This is a genomic window from Methylocystis sp. WRRC1 (assembly GCF_020733155.1).
Classification (GTDB): domain Bacteria; phylum Pseudomonadota; class Alphaproteobacteria; order Rhizobiales; family Beijerinckiaceae; genus Methylocystis.
The window spans coordinates 2,823,717-2,839,000 of the sequence record NZ_JAJFZJ010000001.1 but is presented as its reverse complement, the minus strand read 5'-3'; the positions used below and the strand labels follow the sequence as shown (position 1 = coordinate 2,839,000).

The following is a 15,284-nucleotide window of genomic DNA, read 5'->3' as shown; positions in this document are numbered from 1 at the left end:
AGCTCGGAGCAAGACACGGACCAAGCAGCCGGCCCTTGAAATTCCTTTCAAATCAATTTCTATTTGATAAGAATCAACTGTCGTTAGCTACACTGTGTCTGGTTTCCGACATCGGTGTGCGAGACACGCCTGTTGCATCCGCGATCCAACAGAGCAGGGCGCAGGCTGCGGTTTCGCCCCCTCTTTGTCTGCCGCCTAGAATTTCTTCACTGCGATGCCGTGCTTCTGCAAGGCGTAGCCGATCTGCCGAGGCGTAAGACCCAGTAGCCTCGCAGCTTTCGCCTTCACCCAGCCCGCCCGCTCCATCGCGTCGACAAGCCTGTCATGATCCATGCGCGGATCCTTGTCGATGATGTTGCAATTCTCCGCCCCTGGACAGGTTTCCGGAGCGAGACTTTCTCCTGCTTCCGCTCCGGAAGCGTGCGGCGGCGACGGCGGCTTCACGCGGTTGGACGCGACGATCGGCAACGGTGAGAAATTCGACGCCCGCATCGTCGGGTCATGTGAACCGCTCCACAGGATCGAAGATAGACAACCGTCGTTACGGCAGGAAAAGTCCCTGTCGGTAATGACGTCGCCACGAGCCAGCGTCGCCGTTCGATAGATGCAGTTTTCGAGTTCGCGAATATTGCCCGGGAAGGCGCATTCGTTCAGCACACTCATCGCGGACTCGGAGAGTTGCAGGTGACTGCCCTGATCCGCATTGAAACGCTTTACGAACTCATTGGCGAGCGACTCGAGATCGCCTTTGCGCTCGCGCAACGGCGGCAGGAAGATGGGCACGACACTGATGCGATAGTAGAGATCAGCGCGAAAATCACCGCGTTGAACCGCTTCCTCAAGATTTCGGTTTGTGGCGCATACAAGCCGCACATCGACTTTCAGTGTGCGCGACCCGCCCACGCGTTCAAACTCGCCTTCCTGCAGAACGCGCAGCAGCTTTGCCTGGAACGCCGGAGTTATCTCCCCGATTTCATCCAGGAATAGCGTGCCTCCGTCAGCAAGCTCGAAGCGCCCCTTGCGAAGATTTGCCGCGCCCGTAAACGCCCCGCGCTCATGTCCGAACAACTCCGATTCGAGCACGCTCTCAGGCAACGCGGCGCAATTCAACTTTACGAACGGCTTCGAACGGCGCGGCGAAAGGTTATGGATCGCGGCGGCAAAAAGCTCCTTGCCCGTTCCCGACTCGCCGCGCAGCAATACCGTGGATTTGGCTTTTGCGACCACGCGAATTTTCGCGACGACCGCACGCACCGCCGGACTGTCGCCGACAATGCCCTTGAGCTTTTCTCCCGAAACGTCAATCGGCGGTTGCCGATCGACTTTCTCCAGACGCGCCTTCTCCTGCATTAGTCTTTCGCGATCTCGCGCGATCAGCTTGTGGAGACGTAGCGTCTGCCCAACGAGATTGGCGATCATAGTCAGAAACCGGACGTCGTGATCGAATAGCACGCCTGCGCGCGCATTATATACGCGATCAACGGTCAAGGTTCCGACAACGGTTTCACCTTCTTTGATCGGGACGCCGATCAACGAAAACGGCACTCCGTCTGTTGGTCCCCATTCGGAAAGATCGGTTCCCTCGAAAAGCGGCGACGTCGCCACATTCTCGATGACCAGCGGCATTTTTGTTGCAACGATTTGTCCAACTGCGCGCTCCGGCAAACGATCAAAGAAGCGCTTCGCCGCTCCTTCGGTCCAGCCGGAACCGACCACCATTTCTGGCGCGCCGCCTTGATCAAGCAGAGCGATGAGGCCATGCCGCATATCGAGAAAGCTCGACAATAAGCTCAGGACGCCCGCGAGCACGCTCTCCAACCGATGCGGCGACGCGAGGAGCTTGGATATCTCATATATTCCGACGAGTGCGGTTTCACCGGAGTCGATCGCGCGTCTCGGCGCGACGCCGACCTGGCCGCCGACTTCAAGACCCATGTTGAAGAGCCTCACAACAGGCTTTGATTTTGTCGTCTTTCAAGCAAACCGCGCGCCAGTTGAGACGGATCGCTGTTTCGCAATGATTTCTGCGGGTTACGCTAAAGCTCGCGCGATCGGAGCGCCACTTATTAGCGCGACTTGGCACGGTTTTGTGCTGCGGCGCCAAATCATCTGGCGCCGGTCGCCGATCCAACGAGCGGCGCAGCGGAAAATCCGCCGATGTTCGAATGTCGCGTAGCTAACAAGAAGATGACGGTTTGTAACATCGAAGAACTCCTCCCGCCCGGATGTCATATCTGGATTAATTCCAAACTTTTCAGCCAGCTATAACAACAAACGAACCATGGCATGCTTGTTGCGCTCCCTTTCGCAGCGCGGACAGCCCATTCGCAAGGTGGGCGAAATAAACCCTTCTCGCGGGGTCCAAACCTTCAACGCTCGTGAGGTTAAAAAATGGACGACGCTCACTCTTTCGACACCTTTGAATCCGACGCGGCGACGCCGCTCGATGAAGTCATGCAGAAAATCGCCGAGCACAAAGGTTGCGGCACAAGCGGCGGCAGCGGAAAGGCAAGCTGCGGCTCGGGCGCCGGCCAGAGCGACATGCCGGCCGAGATTTGGGAAAAGGTCAAGAATCATCCCTGCTACAGCGAGGAAGCGCACCATCATTATGCGCGAATGCATGTCGCTGTCGCTCCCGCCTGTAACATCCAGTGCAACTACTGCAATCGAAAATATGATTGCGCCAACGAGTCTCGGCCGGGCGTTGTCAGTGAGAAGTTGACCCCCGAGCAGGCCGCAAAGAAGGTTCTCGCCGTCGCATCCGCAATCCCGCAAATGACGGTCCTCGGGATCGCCGGCCCCGGCGATCCACTCGCCAATCCAGCGAAGACCTTCAAGACCTTCGAGCTTATTTCCGAGGCTGCGCCCGACATCAAGCTATGCCTTTCCACGAATGGTCTCGCCTTGCCAGATCACGTCGAAACGATCAAGAAATTCAACGTCGATCACGTCACGATCACAATAAACATGACGGATCCTGACATCGGCGCCGAAATCTATCCTTGGGTCTTCTGGAAGCACAAACGCGTCACCGGAAAGGACGCCGCGAAAATTCTCACCGAACGCCAGTTGCAAGGCCTGGAGATGCTGACGGCGAACGGAATTCTCTGCAAGGTGAACTCTGTCATGATCCCAGGGATCAACGACGATCACCTCGTCACCGTCAACAGGGAGGTGAAGTCGCGCGGCGCATTCCTCCACAACATTATGCCGCTAATTTCATCGCCGGAGCATGGCACGGTCTTCGGTCTTAACGGCCAGCGCGGCCCCTCGGCTCAGGAGCTGAAGGCGCTTCAGGACCGTTGCGAGGGCGAAATGAACATGATGCGCCACTGTCGCCAATGCCGCGCCGACGCCGTTGGCCTACTTGGCGAAGACCGTAGCGCCGAATTCACGACCGAAAAAATCATGGAGATGGATGTCAATTACGATCTAACCGCGCGTCAGGCGTATCAATCCAGAGTGGAGGAGGATCGCGTGGCCAAAGTCGCCGCGCGCAACGCAGAGCTCGAAGAGCTCGCCGGCGAGAACGCCGACATTGCGATCCTTGTCGCCGTCGCGACCAAGGGAAGCGGCCGCATCAATGAACATTTTGGCCATGCGAAAGAGTTCCAGATCTATGAACTCACCAGCAGCGGCGCGAAGTTTGTCGGCCATCGCCGCGTCGACCTGTATTGTCAGGGCGGCTACGGCGAGGAAGACAGCCTGGAAACGATCATCCGCGCAATCAATGATTGCACAGCCGTCTTCGTCGCCAAGATCGGTCATTGTCCAAAAGACGATCTCATCGCCGCGGGAATCGATCCGGTGGATCAATACGCCTATGAATTCATCGAACAATCAGCGATCGCCTACTTCAAGGATTACCTTGCCCGCGTGAAAGACGGCGAGATCATCCATGTCGCGCGCGGCGACGCGGATATCCGTCAAGGCGCCTTCATCCCTGTCTGACGCAGTTTTCCCAAAGGAGCTGAACCATGGCCTACAAAATCATCGCATCACAATGCACCTCTTGCTCCGCATGCGAGGCGGAGTGCCCGAACGTCGCAATTTCGGAAAAGAACGGCACTTTCGTCATCAATCCGAAGAAATGCACCGAGTGCATCGGCTACTTCGATATCCCACAATGCGTTGCGGTTTGTCCTGTTGACAACACTTGCGTGATCGACACGTCCTTTCCGCGTTATCAGGCGGGGGCGTGATGAAAATCGCATTCACTCCCGCCGCCGAGAAATTCATCCGCCGGCTCGTCATGTTCGACGGGCCACCCGGCTCCGGCTTGAGATTGCTTGTATCTCCTGGTGGCTGCTCGGGCATGTCGGCGGAGTTTTCCGTAGAGCCTGCGCCCCGCGATGGCGAACAGATCTATGCGCATGGCGTATTCAACCTTTTCTTACCTGCGCAAAGCCGCCTTCTGCTCGATGGCGTCACAATCGATTTCGTCGAAACGCCGACCTCGACGGGCTTCATCTTCCATGACCCGAAGGCGAAGAGCTGCGGCTGCTCGACGACCGACGCTCCCGTCTTCGTGGAGACGCACTGAGGGAAGAGTAATGTTCGCTTCCAAAGCGTCGCAGAATGATGCCCTGGCGATGCAGGATTTTCCTGCATCCGCCGTCCTCGGCGAGGGTCTTCCCGCCGAGGTGGAGAATCATCTTCGCGCAGCGGCGGCCGTGTATCATGATGACGAAATGGCCATGCGACACCTCGTAGAAGCACAACGAATTGCGCCCACGCATCCGGCGACGCTCATTGGCCTCTATCGCTTCCACTTTTACAAGGGGCGACTCGAAGAAACCCTTGCAGTTGCACGCGCCTGCCTCACGCGCGCGGCGATAGACAATTCTCTGCCATTTGACTGGCGCGCCGTTCGACCACAGGACGCAAAGTTTGGCGATTACGACGCGCCACAGCCACGCTTCTTCATGTTCACGCTCAAAGGATACGCCTATCTGAATATGCGGCTCGGCGATTACGAGGAAGGACGCGAAGCTATCGAAAAATTGCTTGAGCTCGATCCTGCCGACAAGGTCGGCGCGCGCGTGTTGCTCGACGTTCTCGATCGGATGGGGGAAGAAGATGTCGACTGACATCGACGAGGCGCTGGACTGGCTCGGCCGGCCAATCGATTGCGCTGACTGTGCGCACAAGGATCGACTGCTTGATGAGCGATGCAAGCCTCTAAGGGCATGCGCCCATGATCGTTACGCGCGTCGCATTGATCGTTTCTTCGATTGGAATCCGGATCTGGCGCGCGATTATCTCTCCCACCCCTATTTCGAGGCCCGGGCCTGCGCAGCCAAGGCCGCCGAAGTATTTCTTTTGCCGGCGTTGCTCAATGATCCTGAAGAAGCTGTTCGCTGGAGCGCCGCGCGCCGCCTTCCGAGATCCTACCTTCTGAAGCTCCGAAACGATCCGCATCGCGAAGTTCGCATACGCATTGCGGGTCGCCTCGAGGGCGCCGATTTGCTGCCCATGATGTCGGATCCCGATTATTTTGTCCGACAGATGGTCGCCAAACGACTGCCAACGGACCTTCTTGTCTTGATGATCAACGACGACGACGCCGAAGTTCGACGCGTCGTCGCGCAGCGAATAAATCAGGCGCTATTGATTCGTCTTGCAAGGGACCCCGACCCTGTCGTCCGTTTCGAGGCCGCGCAACGACTCGAGCCGTTGGACCTGCTCTCGCTCCTTGACGACCCCGATTGGCGCGTGCGTCACGAAATTGCGCAGCGCGCGGATATCAAATCAATCGGCGCCCTTCTTGCGGATGCAGATCCAATTGTTCGTGAAACCGCCCTCGAACGACGGCGCGCCGCGGGTCTGAACGATGATGCGTCGATCGCCATCCTCGCGACGGGCCAAGGAGAACGACGATGACAAACATCAGTCGCGACAGCGACACAGTCGAACTCGAAGGCCCGCCATATTTCGATTATGGCGACAAGGTTCGCGCCCGCCGGACGATCCGTAATGACGGAACTTTTCCGGGGAAGGACATCGGCGAAATCCTCGTGACGAAAGGAGAGGAAGGTTATGTCGTCAGCATCGGCTCCTTTCTCCAGCAGTTCTATATCTACGGCGTCGAATTCGTTTCGACTGGCCATCGTGTCGGCATGAAACGTAAGGAACTGGAGATGGTCGAAATGGTGGAGGAGAACCACGAATGAGCATGACGCCTGCGAAATATGATTGGGGTCAGCGCGTGCGAGCAGCTATCGACCTCATCAATGACGGCTCCTATCCCGATCGCGCGGCCGACGAACTCCTCGTCAGGAGCGGAGAGCCCGGCGAAATTGTCCAGGTTGGTTCGCATGTCGAAACCGAAACGATCGTCTATCTGGTCGAATTCTCGTCACAACTTGTCATCGGCTGTCTCGAGGACGAAATAGAAGCCCTTTGACCGCCGGGTTAACCAATGCAAACGAACGAGGCGCACCGTGAAAGTTATGATCAGAAAAGGTTCTGACGGCGTTCTGTCAGCCTATGTTCCCAAGAAAGACCTCGAAGAGCCGATCATCGAAGTTGAATCACCCCTCATGTGGGGCGGCTCCGTAACGCTTGCGAATGGATGGAAACTGCAACTTCCCGAGATGGATCCGGGCACGTCGCTTCCTATCACCGTCGAAGCCAAAAAGCTCGCGTGAGCATCGCATGAGTCTCGAGCCCGCGCAACTATCCGAAATCGACCTCGCTCTCGGGGCGGCGTCAGTCGACGCGCAGACGATCGCTGCATTGAGGCGACTGACGGGCCTCGTCGTCACCCGCTGCGACGCGATCGACATGCGCGACGAGACCCCGTTTCGAACCTATGAAAGATGCGCTCTCTACCTGATCGACGGTCGTGATCATTGTTGGAGAATCACCCAGGATCCACGCTACGCGACTGGCCTCGCGCTGACCGCCAAAGGAGGAGGAGCATGAAGACGACGCTGCTGCCCCTGAACGACCCCGACCTGGCCCAGAGCGACCTCGACGCGGTAACGGAAATTCTCTTGTCACAACGCCTGTCGATGGGCTCCGTCGTCGACGCATTCGAGGAGGAATTTGCGCGCTATCTTGGCCGCAAACACGCGATCGCCGTGTCGAGCGGCACAATCGGATTGTTGCTGATCTTGAAAGCGATCGGGATAGGGTCCGGTGACGAAGTCATTGCGCCCGCGTATTCATTCCGTGAGACGACGCACGCCATCACACTCTCCGGCGCGCGACCAGTCTTTGCGGACATTGACTATTGGGCGGGAACGCTTGACGCCCAAAAAGTCCGAAAGTTGGTCACCGAGAGAACGCGCGCGATCATCGCCAGCAACGCCAATGGACATCCGGCGCCATGGGAGCCGCTGCGCGGTCTCGCTGATGAGCACAGTCTCGCCGTCATCGAAGATTCCACCGAAGCGATCGGATCCGTCTACAAGGGCGCGCTCGTTGGCACATTCGGGGATTGTTCGATCTTCGACTTTTCGCAGCCCGGCGTTCTGGCGTGCGGCGAAGGCGCGATTATTGTCACTGACGATGATGAACGCGCATCCATGCTGCGTCGGTTGCGTAGCCGAAAGATCGAGGAACGCTCTTCCGTCGTGCTCGGCGCTTGGCCGCCATTGCAGGCGGGATTGAGCGACATCGCCGCGGCGCTCGGTCTTGCGCAACTGCGCCGATTGGAGCTTCTGCTTGCGCGCCGCAAGCGCGTGGAGCGTTGGTTCCTAGATTACGTTCGTTCATTCGAGGGAATTAAAGATCCATATGTGGCGCCGGAGGTTGAGCAGTGTCACTGGTTTCTTTACGTGGTGCATCTCGGTACACGATTCTCGCGCTCCAGCCGCGACGCAATCCTCGACGATCTGCGCACTGAGAGGATAGAAGGTTGCGCCTATGCTCAGCCCCTTCATCTGCAGCGCCATTATTTCGATCTCGGATACCGCCGCGGCGATCTCTTCGTGACGGAAAAGGTCGCCGACCGTGCGGTCGCCTTGCCATTCCATGCGCATCTCACAGAAGAGCAGGTTGCGTTCATTGTCGGCACGATGAAGGACGCATCGATCAATGTCGGCGCTGGAACCGCCATCTATCTTTGAATTTTCGAAATTTGCTCGGTTGCTTCAGCGCGGGCAATTCAACAGGAGCGAGACGATGCCTACACTTACGATTCTTCCTTCTGGAAAGACCGTTGAAGCAGCGACAGGAAGTCGTTTGCTCGACGCAATACTCGCTGCGGGCGAAGCGATCGTGAGCAAATGCGGCGGAGAAGCGAAATGCGGTCAATGCCACGTTTTCGTTCAGGAGGGAAAGAAAAGCCTGTCGAAGACGACACGCAGCGAAAACGAAAAGCTCGACTCGATTGTCGGCGTCAGCTCGAAGTCCCGCCTAGCGTGTCAGGCGTTAATTGGCGCCGAAAATGTCACTGTCGAACTACTGGGCTTCGGCTCAGGGTTCTGAATACTGCAACCGAGGAGACAAACGATGACCGACAAGAATCTCATCATTCATGTTCGATTTGCCCCCGACGGAACGGTCTTCGAGATCGGGGAAAGGCCGAGCGCGCTGACCGCGCAACAATGGTTTACGAAGCTGAGCGAAAAGGCCGGCAACGCCTTCGAATCCCTATCGGGCGGGCGTGGCGTGTTTCGCCTGTCGCGCGATGAAATTGAGTCGATGAAGGCGACAGTCCTTCAATAACGATCAGCCGGCTGCGCGGCAGGAGACGACTATGCTCAGCGAAATCGAAAACGCCTTTCGTCGGGGCGATATCATTCCCTATCTCGGGCCGGCGGTGACGGGGCTCGCGGGGGCAGATGCGCCGCCGGCGACGCCTGAGACGCTTGTCGCCCAGCTCGTCGCCGGCGTGACCGTCCCGCACAAAATTCGCAACAATCTGACTGCGGCGGCGCAGTATATCGAGAATTTCAAGCACCGAAAGACGCTTACCTGCCTGATGACCAAAGCGTTCACGTCGTCCGCGGCGCCGAGCGACTTGCATGTCTGGCTCGCTGCGCAGGATACATTGCCGCTCGTTGTTCACGCCTGGTATGATGATCTGCCACAAAAGGCGTTGCAATCGCGCAGCGACTGGGGCGTCGTACAAGGCGTGACGCAAAGCGAACATTTTGGCGAATGGGTGAATTACTTCCGCCCCGACGATTCGCTGGTTCCCGGGAAGAATTTCGTCCGGGATGGCTCGGGAGCGAAGGCCCCCGCCGAGGCGCCTGACGAAACTCTCAGCTGGAAAACCTTGCTTTATCAACCCCTCGGCTCGATTTCGCCGGGCGCAAATTACATCGTCTCAGATTCGGACTATGTCGAAATCCTTACCGAGATCGACATTCAAACTCCGATTCCGGAAACTGTGCAGGCGATAAGAAAAGGGCGCAGCTTCCTTTTCCTCGGATGTCGATTCACCAACCAGCTCGAACGGAGCTTTTCGCGCCAGATCATGAAACGATCCTCCGACAGGCATTGGGCCGTGATCGAGGGCAATTTGACGCGCAATGAAGAGAAATTCCTGCAGGAGCAGAATATCACCCGTATCGATGCGTCGCTGGTGGATTTCGTCGCCGACTTGACGCGCACGCCTGTCCGGGGTGTCGCCTGATCCCGATCCTGAAAGCAATGCACATGATCGCCGAACTTCCCGTCGTTTTCAAATATCACGTCTTCACATGCTTTCAACAGCGGCCGCCGGGTCATCCCCGCGGAAGCTGCGTCAGCGCCGGCGGCAAGCCGTTATGGGATCGCCTGCAGGCAAAACTAACTGCGCAGCCAATTCCGGACGTATCTATAACGGCGACCGGCTGCCTCGGCTTCTGTCGCGCCGGTCCGCTTATGGTCGTTTATCCGGAAGGCGTCTGGTATACGCCGCGCACGGAAGCCGACATCGATGAAATTATCCAGTCGCATTTCACCGAAGGAAATCCGGTCGAGCGACTGATTATCGTGCCGCAACTCTGAACGCGCCAATCATGCTGGCGTGCGAGACGGCCTTCCGTCCGCACCGACAAATGGGAACAGACCAGACTGGAAGCATTGCGTCATGTGCTGCGCACGTGCGATCGCTTGCGCGGCAAGCGGCTCCGGCATGGTTTCTCCGGCCGCCTCAGTGAAAAGCTCCAGCCAACGCGTAAAATGCGACGGTTCGATTGGCAAGTTGACATGCACGCCAAACGGCGTGCCTTGGTAGCGATCCGTTCCCAGTAGAGCATGGGACCAGAAATTCGCGACAATCGAGATATGCGACTCGAGCTCCGGTATGGATTCAGCGAATATAGGGCCAAGAAGAGGATCGGCCCCGCCTTTTTCGTAAAAGCGGCGCACGCAATCGCGAATGGACGATTCACTGATTTCGTTCGCGGGCGCCGCGCCCGACCTCTCGTTGTTCAGCATGTGCATCGGTTCCTCCTAGTGCGTATTCAGCACCGTGAGCGGAATAGTTACGCCCTTCCCGCGCCCAAGTGCTGCGTCAACCTTCTGACGTACAAACTCGACCTTTAGAGGCTTGGCGATAAAGCCATGCGCGCCCGCGCCCATGCATTCCTTCCCATATCGCGAGTCCGCAGTTTCGATAACGACAAGTATTTTCACGCCGGGCATCTCCGCTCTCAGTTCCGCAACCGAGCCTAATCCCAGTTTTCGTATCTGGCTCTCCGCCAGAAGAATTAGGTCAGGGGGCTGCTTTTTCGCCTTTTCTATCGCCAGAGATGCGCTTGCCACTTCATGTGCTTCGTACTCGTCATGCAACATGAACTGAAGCGCAGCGCGAAAAATCTCGTCGTCATCGACAATGAACACCCGCTTGTTCTCCATAGCTCGCGCCATTTCCACGCCGATCTGCATGTTGCCTCCTCCGGAATTGGACGCAGGACGGAAAGCAAGCGATGTGCCGCGGGCAAAGTTGAATCTTTTCTGAGGAATCGGCGGGTCAGTCGGGTTGCGAACATCACTGTCGGATTTGACACATGTGTTCGACCCAACCGCCGCAAGCACATAATTGGATTATTTCCAATAACTTATAGACGAAGAACAACATTGGCACGCCCTTTGCGCAACTAGGCTCGCAAGGCTTTTGGCTGTGGGTTGGGTCACCCCCGTTCGGAGATGTCCCAGAGTCCCGGAGCCCGCGCCTCGTCGCAAGGTGAAATGAATTCGGCATGCGTGTGGCGCGCGCCGATCCGATCAACGGTTAAATCCAAGGAGACTGCAATGTCGCTTCGACAGATAGCGTTCTATGGAAAGGGTGGCATCGGCAAATCGACGACCTCCCAGAACACTCTGGCGGCGCTCGCCGAGATGGGCAAGAAAATTCTCATCGTCGGCTGCGACCCCAAAGCTGACTCGACCCGCCTGATCCTTCACGCCAAGGCGCAGGACACTATCCTCTCGCTCGCTGCGGAAGCCGGTTCGGTCGAGGACCTCGAGATCGAGGACGTGATGAAGGTCGGCTACCAAGACATCCGTTGCGTCGAGTCGGGCGGTCCGGAGCCGGGCGTCGGCTGCGCCGGTCGTGGCGTGATCACCTCGATCAACTTCCTCGAGGAGAACGGCGCTTACGACGGCGTCGACTACGTCTCCTATGACGTCCTCGGCGACGTGGTCTGCGGCGGCTTCGCCATGCCGATCCGCGAGAACAAGGCGCAAGAAATTTACATCGTCATGTCCGGCGAGATGATGGCGATGTACGCCGCCAACAACATTTCCAAGGGCATTCTCAAATATGCCAACTCCGGCGGTGTGCGCCTGGGCGGGCTGGTCTGCAACGAGCGCCAGACGGACAAGGAACTCGAACTTGCCGAGTCCCTCGCCAAGAAGCTCGGCTCGAAGCTCATCTATTTCGTGCCGCGCGACAACATTGTTCAGCACGCCGAACTGCGCCGCATGACCGTCATCGAGTATGCGCCGGAATCCAAGCAGGCCGAGCATTATCGCGAGCTCGCGCGCCGCGTCGACGCAAATGTCGGCGCCGGCACGATCCCGACGCCGATCACCATGGACGAGCTCGAAGATTTGCTCATGGAACACGGCATCATGAAATCGATCGACGAATCGCAGGTCGGCAAAACCGCTGCGGAACTCGCCGTTGCATAAATAAGACCCATAGCCTGGCCTCTTCGTGAGGCCAGGCTCTAACAAGGACTTTTATGAAAGGGCTCCGTCATGAGTCTGGCGCAAGCTGAAACCATCGAAGAGATCAAAGCCCGCAACAAGGACCTCATCAAGGAAGTCCTGGAAGTGTATCCGGAGAAAACCGCAAAGCGTCGCGCCAAACATCTTGGCACGTTCGAAGACGGCAAGCCGGATTGCGGCGTAAAGTCCAACATCAAGTCCATTCCCGGCGTGATGACCATCCGTGGTTGTGCATACGCTGGCTCCAAGGGCGTAGTGTGGGGTCCAATCAAGGACATGATCCACATTAGCCACGGCCCCGTCGGCTGCGGTCAATATTCCTGGGCCTCCCGCCGCAATTATTACATCGGCACCACTGGCGTCGACACTTTCGGCACCATGCAGTTCACATCCGATTTCCAGGAGAAGGACATCGTCTTCGGCGGCGACAAAAAGCTCGCCAAGATCATGGACGAGATCGAAGACCTGTTCCCGCTGAACAAGGGCATCACCGTTCAATCCGAATGCCCGATCGGCCTCATCGGCGACGATATCGAAGCGGTTTCGAAGGCGAAGTCGAAGGAATTCGGCGGTAAGACGATCGTTCCGGTCCGCTGTGAGGGCTTCCGTGGCGTGTCGCAATCCCTTGGTCACCACATCGCCAACGACGCGGTGCGCGATTGGGTGTTCGACAAGCAGGACGGCAAGCCCGCGCGCTTCGAGCAGACGCCCTATGACGTCGCCATCATCGGCGACTACAACATCGGCGGCGACGCCTGGTCTTCACGCATTCTGCTCGAGGAAATGGGCCTGCGCGTCGTCGCGCAATGGTCCGGCGACGGCACGATCGCGGAGCTCGAGGCGACGCCCAAGGCGAAGTTAAATGTTCTGCACTGCTATCGTTCGATGAACTACATCTCGCGGCATATGGAAGAGAAATATGGAATTCCATGGGTCGAGTATAACTTCTTTGGTCCATCCAAGATCGAGGAGTCGCTGCGCAAGATCGCGAGCCACTTCGACGACAGGATCAAGGAGGGGGCCGAGAAAGTCATCGCGAAATACCGCCCCCTGATGGACGCCGTCATCGCCAAATATCGTCCGCGTCTGGAAGGCAAGAAGGTCATGCTCTTCGTCGGCGGTCTGCGTCCGCGCCACGTCATTGGCGCATATGAAGACCTCGGTATGGAAGTCATCGGCACCGGTTATGAATTCGGCCATAACGACGACTATCAGCGCACGACTCATTATGTGAAAGACGGCACGCTGATTTACGACGACGTCACGGGCTACGAATTCGAGAAGTTCGTCGAGAAGATTCAGCCGGATCTCGTCGGCTCGGGCATCAAGGAAAAATACGTCTTCCAGAAGATGGGCGTGCCTTTCCGTCAAATGCACAGCTGGGATTATTCAGGTCCGTATCACGGCTACGACGGCTTCGCCATCTTCGCACGCGACATGGACATGGCGATCAATTCGCCTGTCTGGAAATTCGCCAAGGCGCCTTGGGCCGCCTGATCTCGCGCAAAACAGGTCTCGTCTCCGTCGCGAGGCGGGACCGGCTCGCGGAAGCAAATGGGGAATCGCTATGCCACAGAATGCCGATAACGTCCTCGACCACTTCAATCTATTCCGCCAGCCGGAATACAGGGAGATGTTCGAGAACAAGAAGACGAACTTCGAGAACCCGGTCGCCGACGAGCGCCTCGAGCAGGTGCGCGAATGGACCAAAACAGAGGAATACAGGGAAAAGAACTTCGCACGCGAAGCTCTGACCGTGAACCCGGCCAAGGCTTGCCAGCCGCTCGGCGCCGTCTTTGCAGCCGTTGGCTTCGAGAGCACACTGCCATTCGTTCATGGTTCGCAGGGCTGCGTCGCCTATTACCGCTCGCATTTTTCGCGTCACTTCAAGGAGCCGACGTCTTGCGTCTCCTCCTCGATGACGGAAGACGCAGCGGTGTTTGGCGGGCTGAACAACATGATCGACGGCTTGGCCAACGCCTATAACATGTACAAGCCGAAGATGATCTCCGTCTCCACCACCTGCATGGCGGAAGTCATCGGTGACGACCTCAACGCCTTCATCAAGACAGCAAAGGAGAAAGGGTCGGTTCCGCAAGAATTCGACGTTCCCTTCGCGCATACGCCAGCTTTCGTCGGCAGCCATATCACCGGTTACGACAACGTCATCAAGGGCGTGCTGGAGCACTTCTGGGATGGCAAGGCGGGAACGGCGCCGAAACTCGAGCGCACGCCGAATGAAAAGATCAACTTCCTTGGCGGCTTCGACGGCTACACAGTCGGGAACCTCCGCGAAGTCAAGCGCATTTTCGGGTCCATGGGCGTCGACTATACGATTATCGGCGACAACAGCGATGTATGGGACACGCCGACGGATGGCGAATTCCGCATGTATGACGGCGGCACAAAGCTCGAGGACGTCGCAGCTGCGTTGAACGCCAGGGCGACGATTTCGATGCAGGAATTCTGCACCGAAAAGACGCTTCCCTACATCGCAAGCAAAGGGCAGGAAGTTGTCGCCCTCAACCACCCGATCGGCGTGCAGGGAACTGACAAGTTCCTGATGGAGATTTCGCGGCTCACTGGCAAGCCGATTTCCGCCGAGCTCACCAAGGAGCGAGGCCGTCTCGTCGACGCCATCGCGGACTCCGCGGCGCATATTCACGGCAAGAAATTCGCTATCTATGGCGATCCCGATCTTTGTCTTGGCGTCGCGGGCTTCCTGTTGGAGCTCGGCGCAGAGCCGACGCATATTCTTTCGACAAACGGCGGCAAGGCGTGGGCGGAGAAGGTGCAGGCGATGCTCGACGCTTCTCCCTTTGGCAAGAACTGCCACGTATATCCGAACAAGGATTTGTGGCACATGCGCTCATTGCTCTTCACGGAGCCCGTCGATTTCCTGATCGGCAACACCTACGGAAAGTATCTCGACCGCGACACCGGCACGCCGTTGATCCGCATCGGTTTCCCAATCTTCGATCGCCATCACATGCATCGATATCCGGTCTGGGGCTATCAGGGGGCCATGAACGTTCTCGTCTGGATCCTCGACAAGATCTTCGATGAAATCGACCGCAATACGAATGTTGTGGCGAAATCGGACTACAGCTTCGACATCATCCGCTGATCGACGACGGTTCGCCGGGCCGTGTTGGCCCGGCGAATGCATG

At 57.6% G+C, this 15,284-nt stretch carries 20 protein-coding genes; 17 read left to right on the top strand and 3 right to left on the bottom strand.

The genetic code is table 11. The features are described from left to right. Window positions 1–195 precede the first annotated feature (195 nt). Complete coding sequence (gene nifA, locus LG047_RS13865) at window positions 196–1,935, bottom strand: nif-specific transcriptional activator NifA (RefSeq protein WP_227967390.1); 1,740 nt, start codon at window positions 1,933–1,935, stop codon at window positions 196–198. A gap of 456 nt (window positions 1,936–2,391) precedes the next feature. Here nifA and nifB point away from each other — a divergent pair, with 456 nt between their 5' ends. Genes nifB through LG047_RS13795 form a run of 14 tightly spaced genes read left to right on the top strand, consistent with a single transcriptional unit; the run spans window position 2,392 to window position 9,945 of the window. After that, complete coding sequence (nifB, locus tag LG047_RS13860) at window positions 2,392–3,951, top strand: nitrogenase cofactor biosynthesis protein NifB (protein ID WP_227967389.1); 1,560 nt, start codon at window positions 2,392–2,394, stop codon at window positions 3,949–3,951. 26 nt (window positions 3,952–3,977) lie between these two features. After that, entirely contained in the window at window positions 3,978–4,202 is a 225-nt protein-coding gene (locus LG047_RS13855; protein ID WP_227967388.1) for a 4Fe-4S binding protein, read from the top strand. Further along, window positions 4,202–4,543, top strand: a complete 342-nt coding sequence (locus tag LG047_RS13850) for an iron-sulfur cluster assembly accessory protein (protein ID WP_227967387.1) — start codon at window positions 4,202–4,204, stop codon at window positions 4,541–4,543. The genes LG047_RS13855 and LG047_RS13850 overlap by 1 nt, the downstream gene beginning before the upstream one ends. A 10-nt stretch (window positions 4,544–4,553) precedes the next feature. Beyond that, entirely contained in the window at window positions 4,554–5,090 is a 537-nt protein-coding gene (locus tag LG047_RS13845; RefSeq protein ID WP_227967386.1) for a tetratricopeptide repeat protein, read from the top strand. Next, window positions 5,080–5,883 (top strand): 4Fe4S-binding leucine-rich repeat protein, encoded by an 804-nt coding sequence (locus LG047_RS13840; RefSeq protein ID WP_227967385.1) that lies wholly within the window; start codon window positions 5,080–5,082, stop codon window positions 5,881–5,883. Before LG047_RS13845 ends, LG047_RS13840 begins: the two co-directional genes overlap by 11 nt. Then, on the top strand, window positions 5,880–6,173 hold the full coding sequence (locus tag LG047_RS13835) for a nitrogen fixation protein NifZ (RefSeq protein ID WP_036285714.1): 294 nt from the start codon (window positions 5,880–5,882) through the stop codon (window positions 6,171–6,173). The genes LG047_RS13840 and LG047_RS13835 overlap by 4 nt, the downstream gene beginning before the upstream one ends. Before the next feature lie 2 nt (window positions 6,174–6,175). Continuing rightward, on the top strand, window positions 6,176–6,406 hold the full coding sequence (locus LG047_RS13830; RefSeq protein ID WP_036285712.1) for a nitrogen fixation protein NifZ: 231 nt from the start codon (window positions 6,176–6,178) through the stop codon (window positions 6,404–6,406). A gap of 37 nt (window positions 6,407–6,443) precedes the next feature. Next, complete coding sequence (gene nifT / locus LG047_RS13825; RefSeq protein WP_036285710.1) at window positions 6,444–6,650, top strand: putative nitrogen fixation protein NifT; 207 nt, start codon at window positions 6,444–6,446, stop codon at window positions 6,648–6,650. Window positions 6,651–6,657: 7 nt separating this feature from the next. Further along, window positions 6,658–6,927, top strand: coding sequence for a hypothetical protein (locus tag LG047_RS13820; RefSeq protein ID WP_227967384.1), 270 nt, complete (start codon window positions 6,658–6,660; stop codon window positions 6,925–6,927). After that, window positions 6,924–8,075: a DegT/DnrJ/EryC1/StrS aminotransferase family protein gene (locus tag LG047_RS13815; RefSeq protein WP_227967383.1), complete on the top strand. Its 1,152-nt coding sequence runs from the start codon at window positions 6,924–6,926 to the stop codon at window positions 8,073–8,075. The genes LG047_RS13820 and LG047_RS13815 overlap by 4 nt, the downstream gene beginning before the upstream one ends. Window positions 8,076–8,130: 55 nt before the next feature. Then, window positions 8,131–8,436: a 2Fe-2S iron-sulfur cluster-binding protein gene (locus tag LG047_RS13810; RefSeq protein ID WP_227968498.1), complete on the top strand. Its 306-nt coding sequence runs from the start codon at window positions 8,131–8,133 to the stop codon at window positions 8,434–8,436. Window positions 8,437–8,460: 24 nt separating this feature from the next. Further along, window positions 8,461–8,676 carry a hypothetical protein gene (locus tag LG047_RS13805; protein ID WP_227967382.1) on the top strand — a complete coding sequence of 72 codons (216 nt, stop codon included), beginning with the start codon at window positions 8,461–8,463 and terminating at the stop codon, window positions 8,674–8,676. A 31-nt stretch (window positions 8,677–8,707) separates the two neighbouring features. Next, the gene (locus tag LG047_RS13800) at window positions 8,708–9,589 is read left to right on the top strand and encodes an SIR2 family protein (RefSeq protein ID WP_227967381.1); all 882 of its coding nucleotides are present in this window, start codon (window positions 8,708–8,710) and stop codon (window positions 9,587–9,589) included. A 23-nt stretch (window positions 9,590–9,612) separates the two neighbouring features. Continuing rightward, a complete protein-coding gene (locus LG047_RS13795; RefSeq protein WP_036288931.1) occupies window positions 9,613–9,945 on the top strand; it encodes a ferredoxin in 333 nt (110 codons plus the stop codon). A gap of 9 nt (window positions 9,946–9,954) precedes the next feature. Here the strand turns inward: LG047_RS13795 and LG047_RS13790 are convergent, their stop codons facing one another. Both LG047_RS13790 and LG047_RS13785 read right to left on the bottom strand, forming a co-directional pair. Continuing rightward, entirely contained in the window at window positions 9,955–10,383 is a 429-nt protein-coding gene (locus LG047_RS13790; RefSeq protein ID WP_227967380.1) for a group III truncated hemoglobin, read from the bottom strand. A 9-nt stretch (window positions 10,384–10,392) separates the two neighbouring features. Then, window positions 10,393–10,827 (bottom strand): response regulator, encoded by a 435-nt coding sequence (locus LG047_RS13785; protein ID WP_227967379.1) that lies wholly within the window; start codon window positions 10,825–10,827, stop codon window positions 10,393–10,395. A 366-nt stretch (window positions 10,828–11,193) separates the two neighbouring features. On the opposite strand from LG047_RS13785, the gene nifH reads away from it, so the two are divergent. The 3 genes from nifH to nifK all read left to right on the top strand — a co-directional run bounded on the left by nifH (window position 11,194) and on the right by nifK (window position 15,241). Continuing rightward, window positions 11,194–12,075, top strand: a complete 882-nt coding sequence (gene nifH / locus LG047_RS13780) for a nitrogenase iron protein (RefSeq protein WP_036288926.1) — start codon at window positions 11,194–11,196, stop codon at window positions 12,073–12,075. Between the two features lie 69 nt (window positions 12,076–12,144). Beyond that, window positions 12,145–13,611 (top strand): nitrogenase molybdenum-iron protein alpha chain, encoded by a 1,467-nt coding sequence (gene nifD / locus LG047_RS13775; RefSeq protein WP_036285698.1) that lies wholly within the window; start codon window positions 12,145–12,147, stop codon window positions 13,609–13,611. 70 nt (window positions 13,612–13,681) lie between these two features. Beyond that, window positions 13,682–15,241 (top strand): nitrogenase molybdenum-iron protein subunit beta, encoded by a 1,560-nt coding sequence (gene nifK / locus LG047_RS13770; RefSeq protein ID WP_036285696.1) that lies wholly within the window; start codon window positions 13,682–13,684, stop codon window positions 15,239–15,241. Window positions 15,242–15,284: the final 43 nt, after the last annotated feature.

Bases quoted from the DNA above. Each gene is read 5' to 3' on its own strand.
- nifA (WP_227967390.1), bottom strand. From the start codon at position 1,935: ATGGGTCTTGAAGTCGGCGGCCAGGTCGGCGTCGCGCCGAGACGCGCG.
- nifB (WP_227967389.1), top strand. From the start codon at position 2,392: ATGGACGACGCTCACTCTTTCGACACCTTTGAATCCGACGCGGCGACG.
- LG047_RS13855 (WP_227967388.1), top strand. From the start codon at position 3,978: ATGGCCTACAAAATCATCGCATCACAATGCACCTCTTGCTCCGCATGC.
- LG047_RS13850 (WP_227967387.1), top strand. From the start codon at position 4,202: ATGAAAATCGCATTCACTCCCGCCGCCGAGAAATTCATCCGCCGGCTC.
- LG047_RS13845 (WP_227967386.1), top strand. From the start codon at position 4,554: ATGTTCGCTTCCAAAGCGTCGCAGAATGATGCCCTGGCGATGCAGGAT.
- LG047_RS13840 (WP_227967385.1), top strand. From the start codon at position 5,080: ATGTCGACTGACATCGACGAGGCGCTGGACTGGCTCGGCCGGCCAATC.
- LG047_RS13835 (WP_036285714.1), top strand. From the start codon at position 5,880: ATGACAAACATCAGTCGCGACAGCGACACAGTCGAACTCGAAGGCCCG.
- LG047_RS13830 (WP_036285712.1), top strand. From the start codon at position 6,176: ATGACGCCTGCGAAATATGATTGGGGTCAGCGCGTGCGAGCAGCTATC.
- LG047_RS13820 (WP_227967384.1), top strand. From the start codon at position 6,658: ATGAGTCTCGAGCCCGCGCAACTATCCGAAATCGACCTCGCTCTCGGG.
- LG047_RS13815 (WP_227967383.1), top strand. From the start codon at position 6,924: ATGAAGACGACGCTGCTGCCCCTGAACGACCCCGACCTGGCCCAGAGC.
- LG047_RS13810 (WP_227968498.1), top strand. From the start codon at position 8,131: ATGCCTACACTTACGATTCTTCCTTCTGGAAAGACCGTTGAAGCAGCG.
- LG047_RS13805 (WP_227967382.1), top strand. From the start codon at position 8,461: ATGACCGACAAGAATCTCATCATTCATGTTCGATTTGCCCCCGACGGA.
- LG047_RS13800 (WP_227967381.1), top strand. From the start codon at position 8,708: ATGCTCAGCGAAATCGAAAACGCCTTTCGTCGGGGCGATATCATTCCC.
- LG047_RS13795 (WP_036288931.1), top strand. From the start codon at position 9,613: ATGATCGCCGAACTTCCCGTCGTTTTCAAATATCACGTCTTCACATGC.
- LG047_RS13790 (WP_227967380.1), bottom strand. From the start codon at position 10,383: ATGCACATGCTGAACAACGAGAGGTCGGGCGCGGCGCCCGCGAACGAA.
- LG047_RS13785 (WP_227967379.1), bottom strand. From the start codon at position 10,827: ATGCAGATCGGCGTGGAAATGGCGCGAGCTATGGAGAACAAGCGGGTG.
- nifH (WP_036288926.1), top strand. From the start codon at position 11,194: ATGTCGCTTCGACAGATAGCGTTCTATGGAAAGGGTGGCATCGGCAAA.
- nifD (WP_036285698.1), top strand. From the start codon at position 12,145: ATGAGTCTGGCGCAAGCTGAAACCATCGAAGAGATCAAAGCCCGCAAC.
- nifK (WP_036285696.1), top strand. From the start codon at position 13,682: ATGCCACAGAATGCCGATAACGTCCTCGACCACTTCAATCTATTCCGC.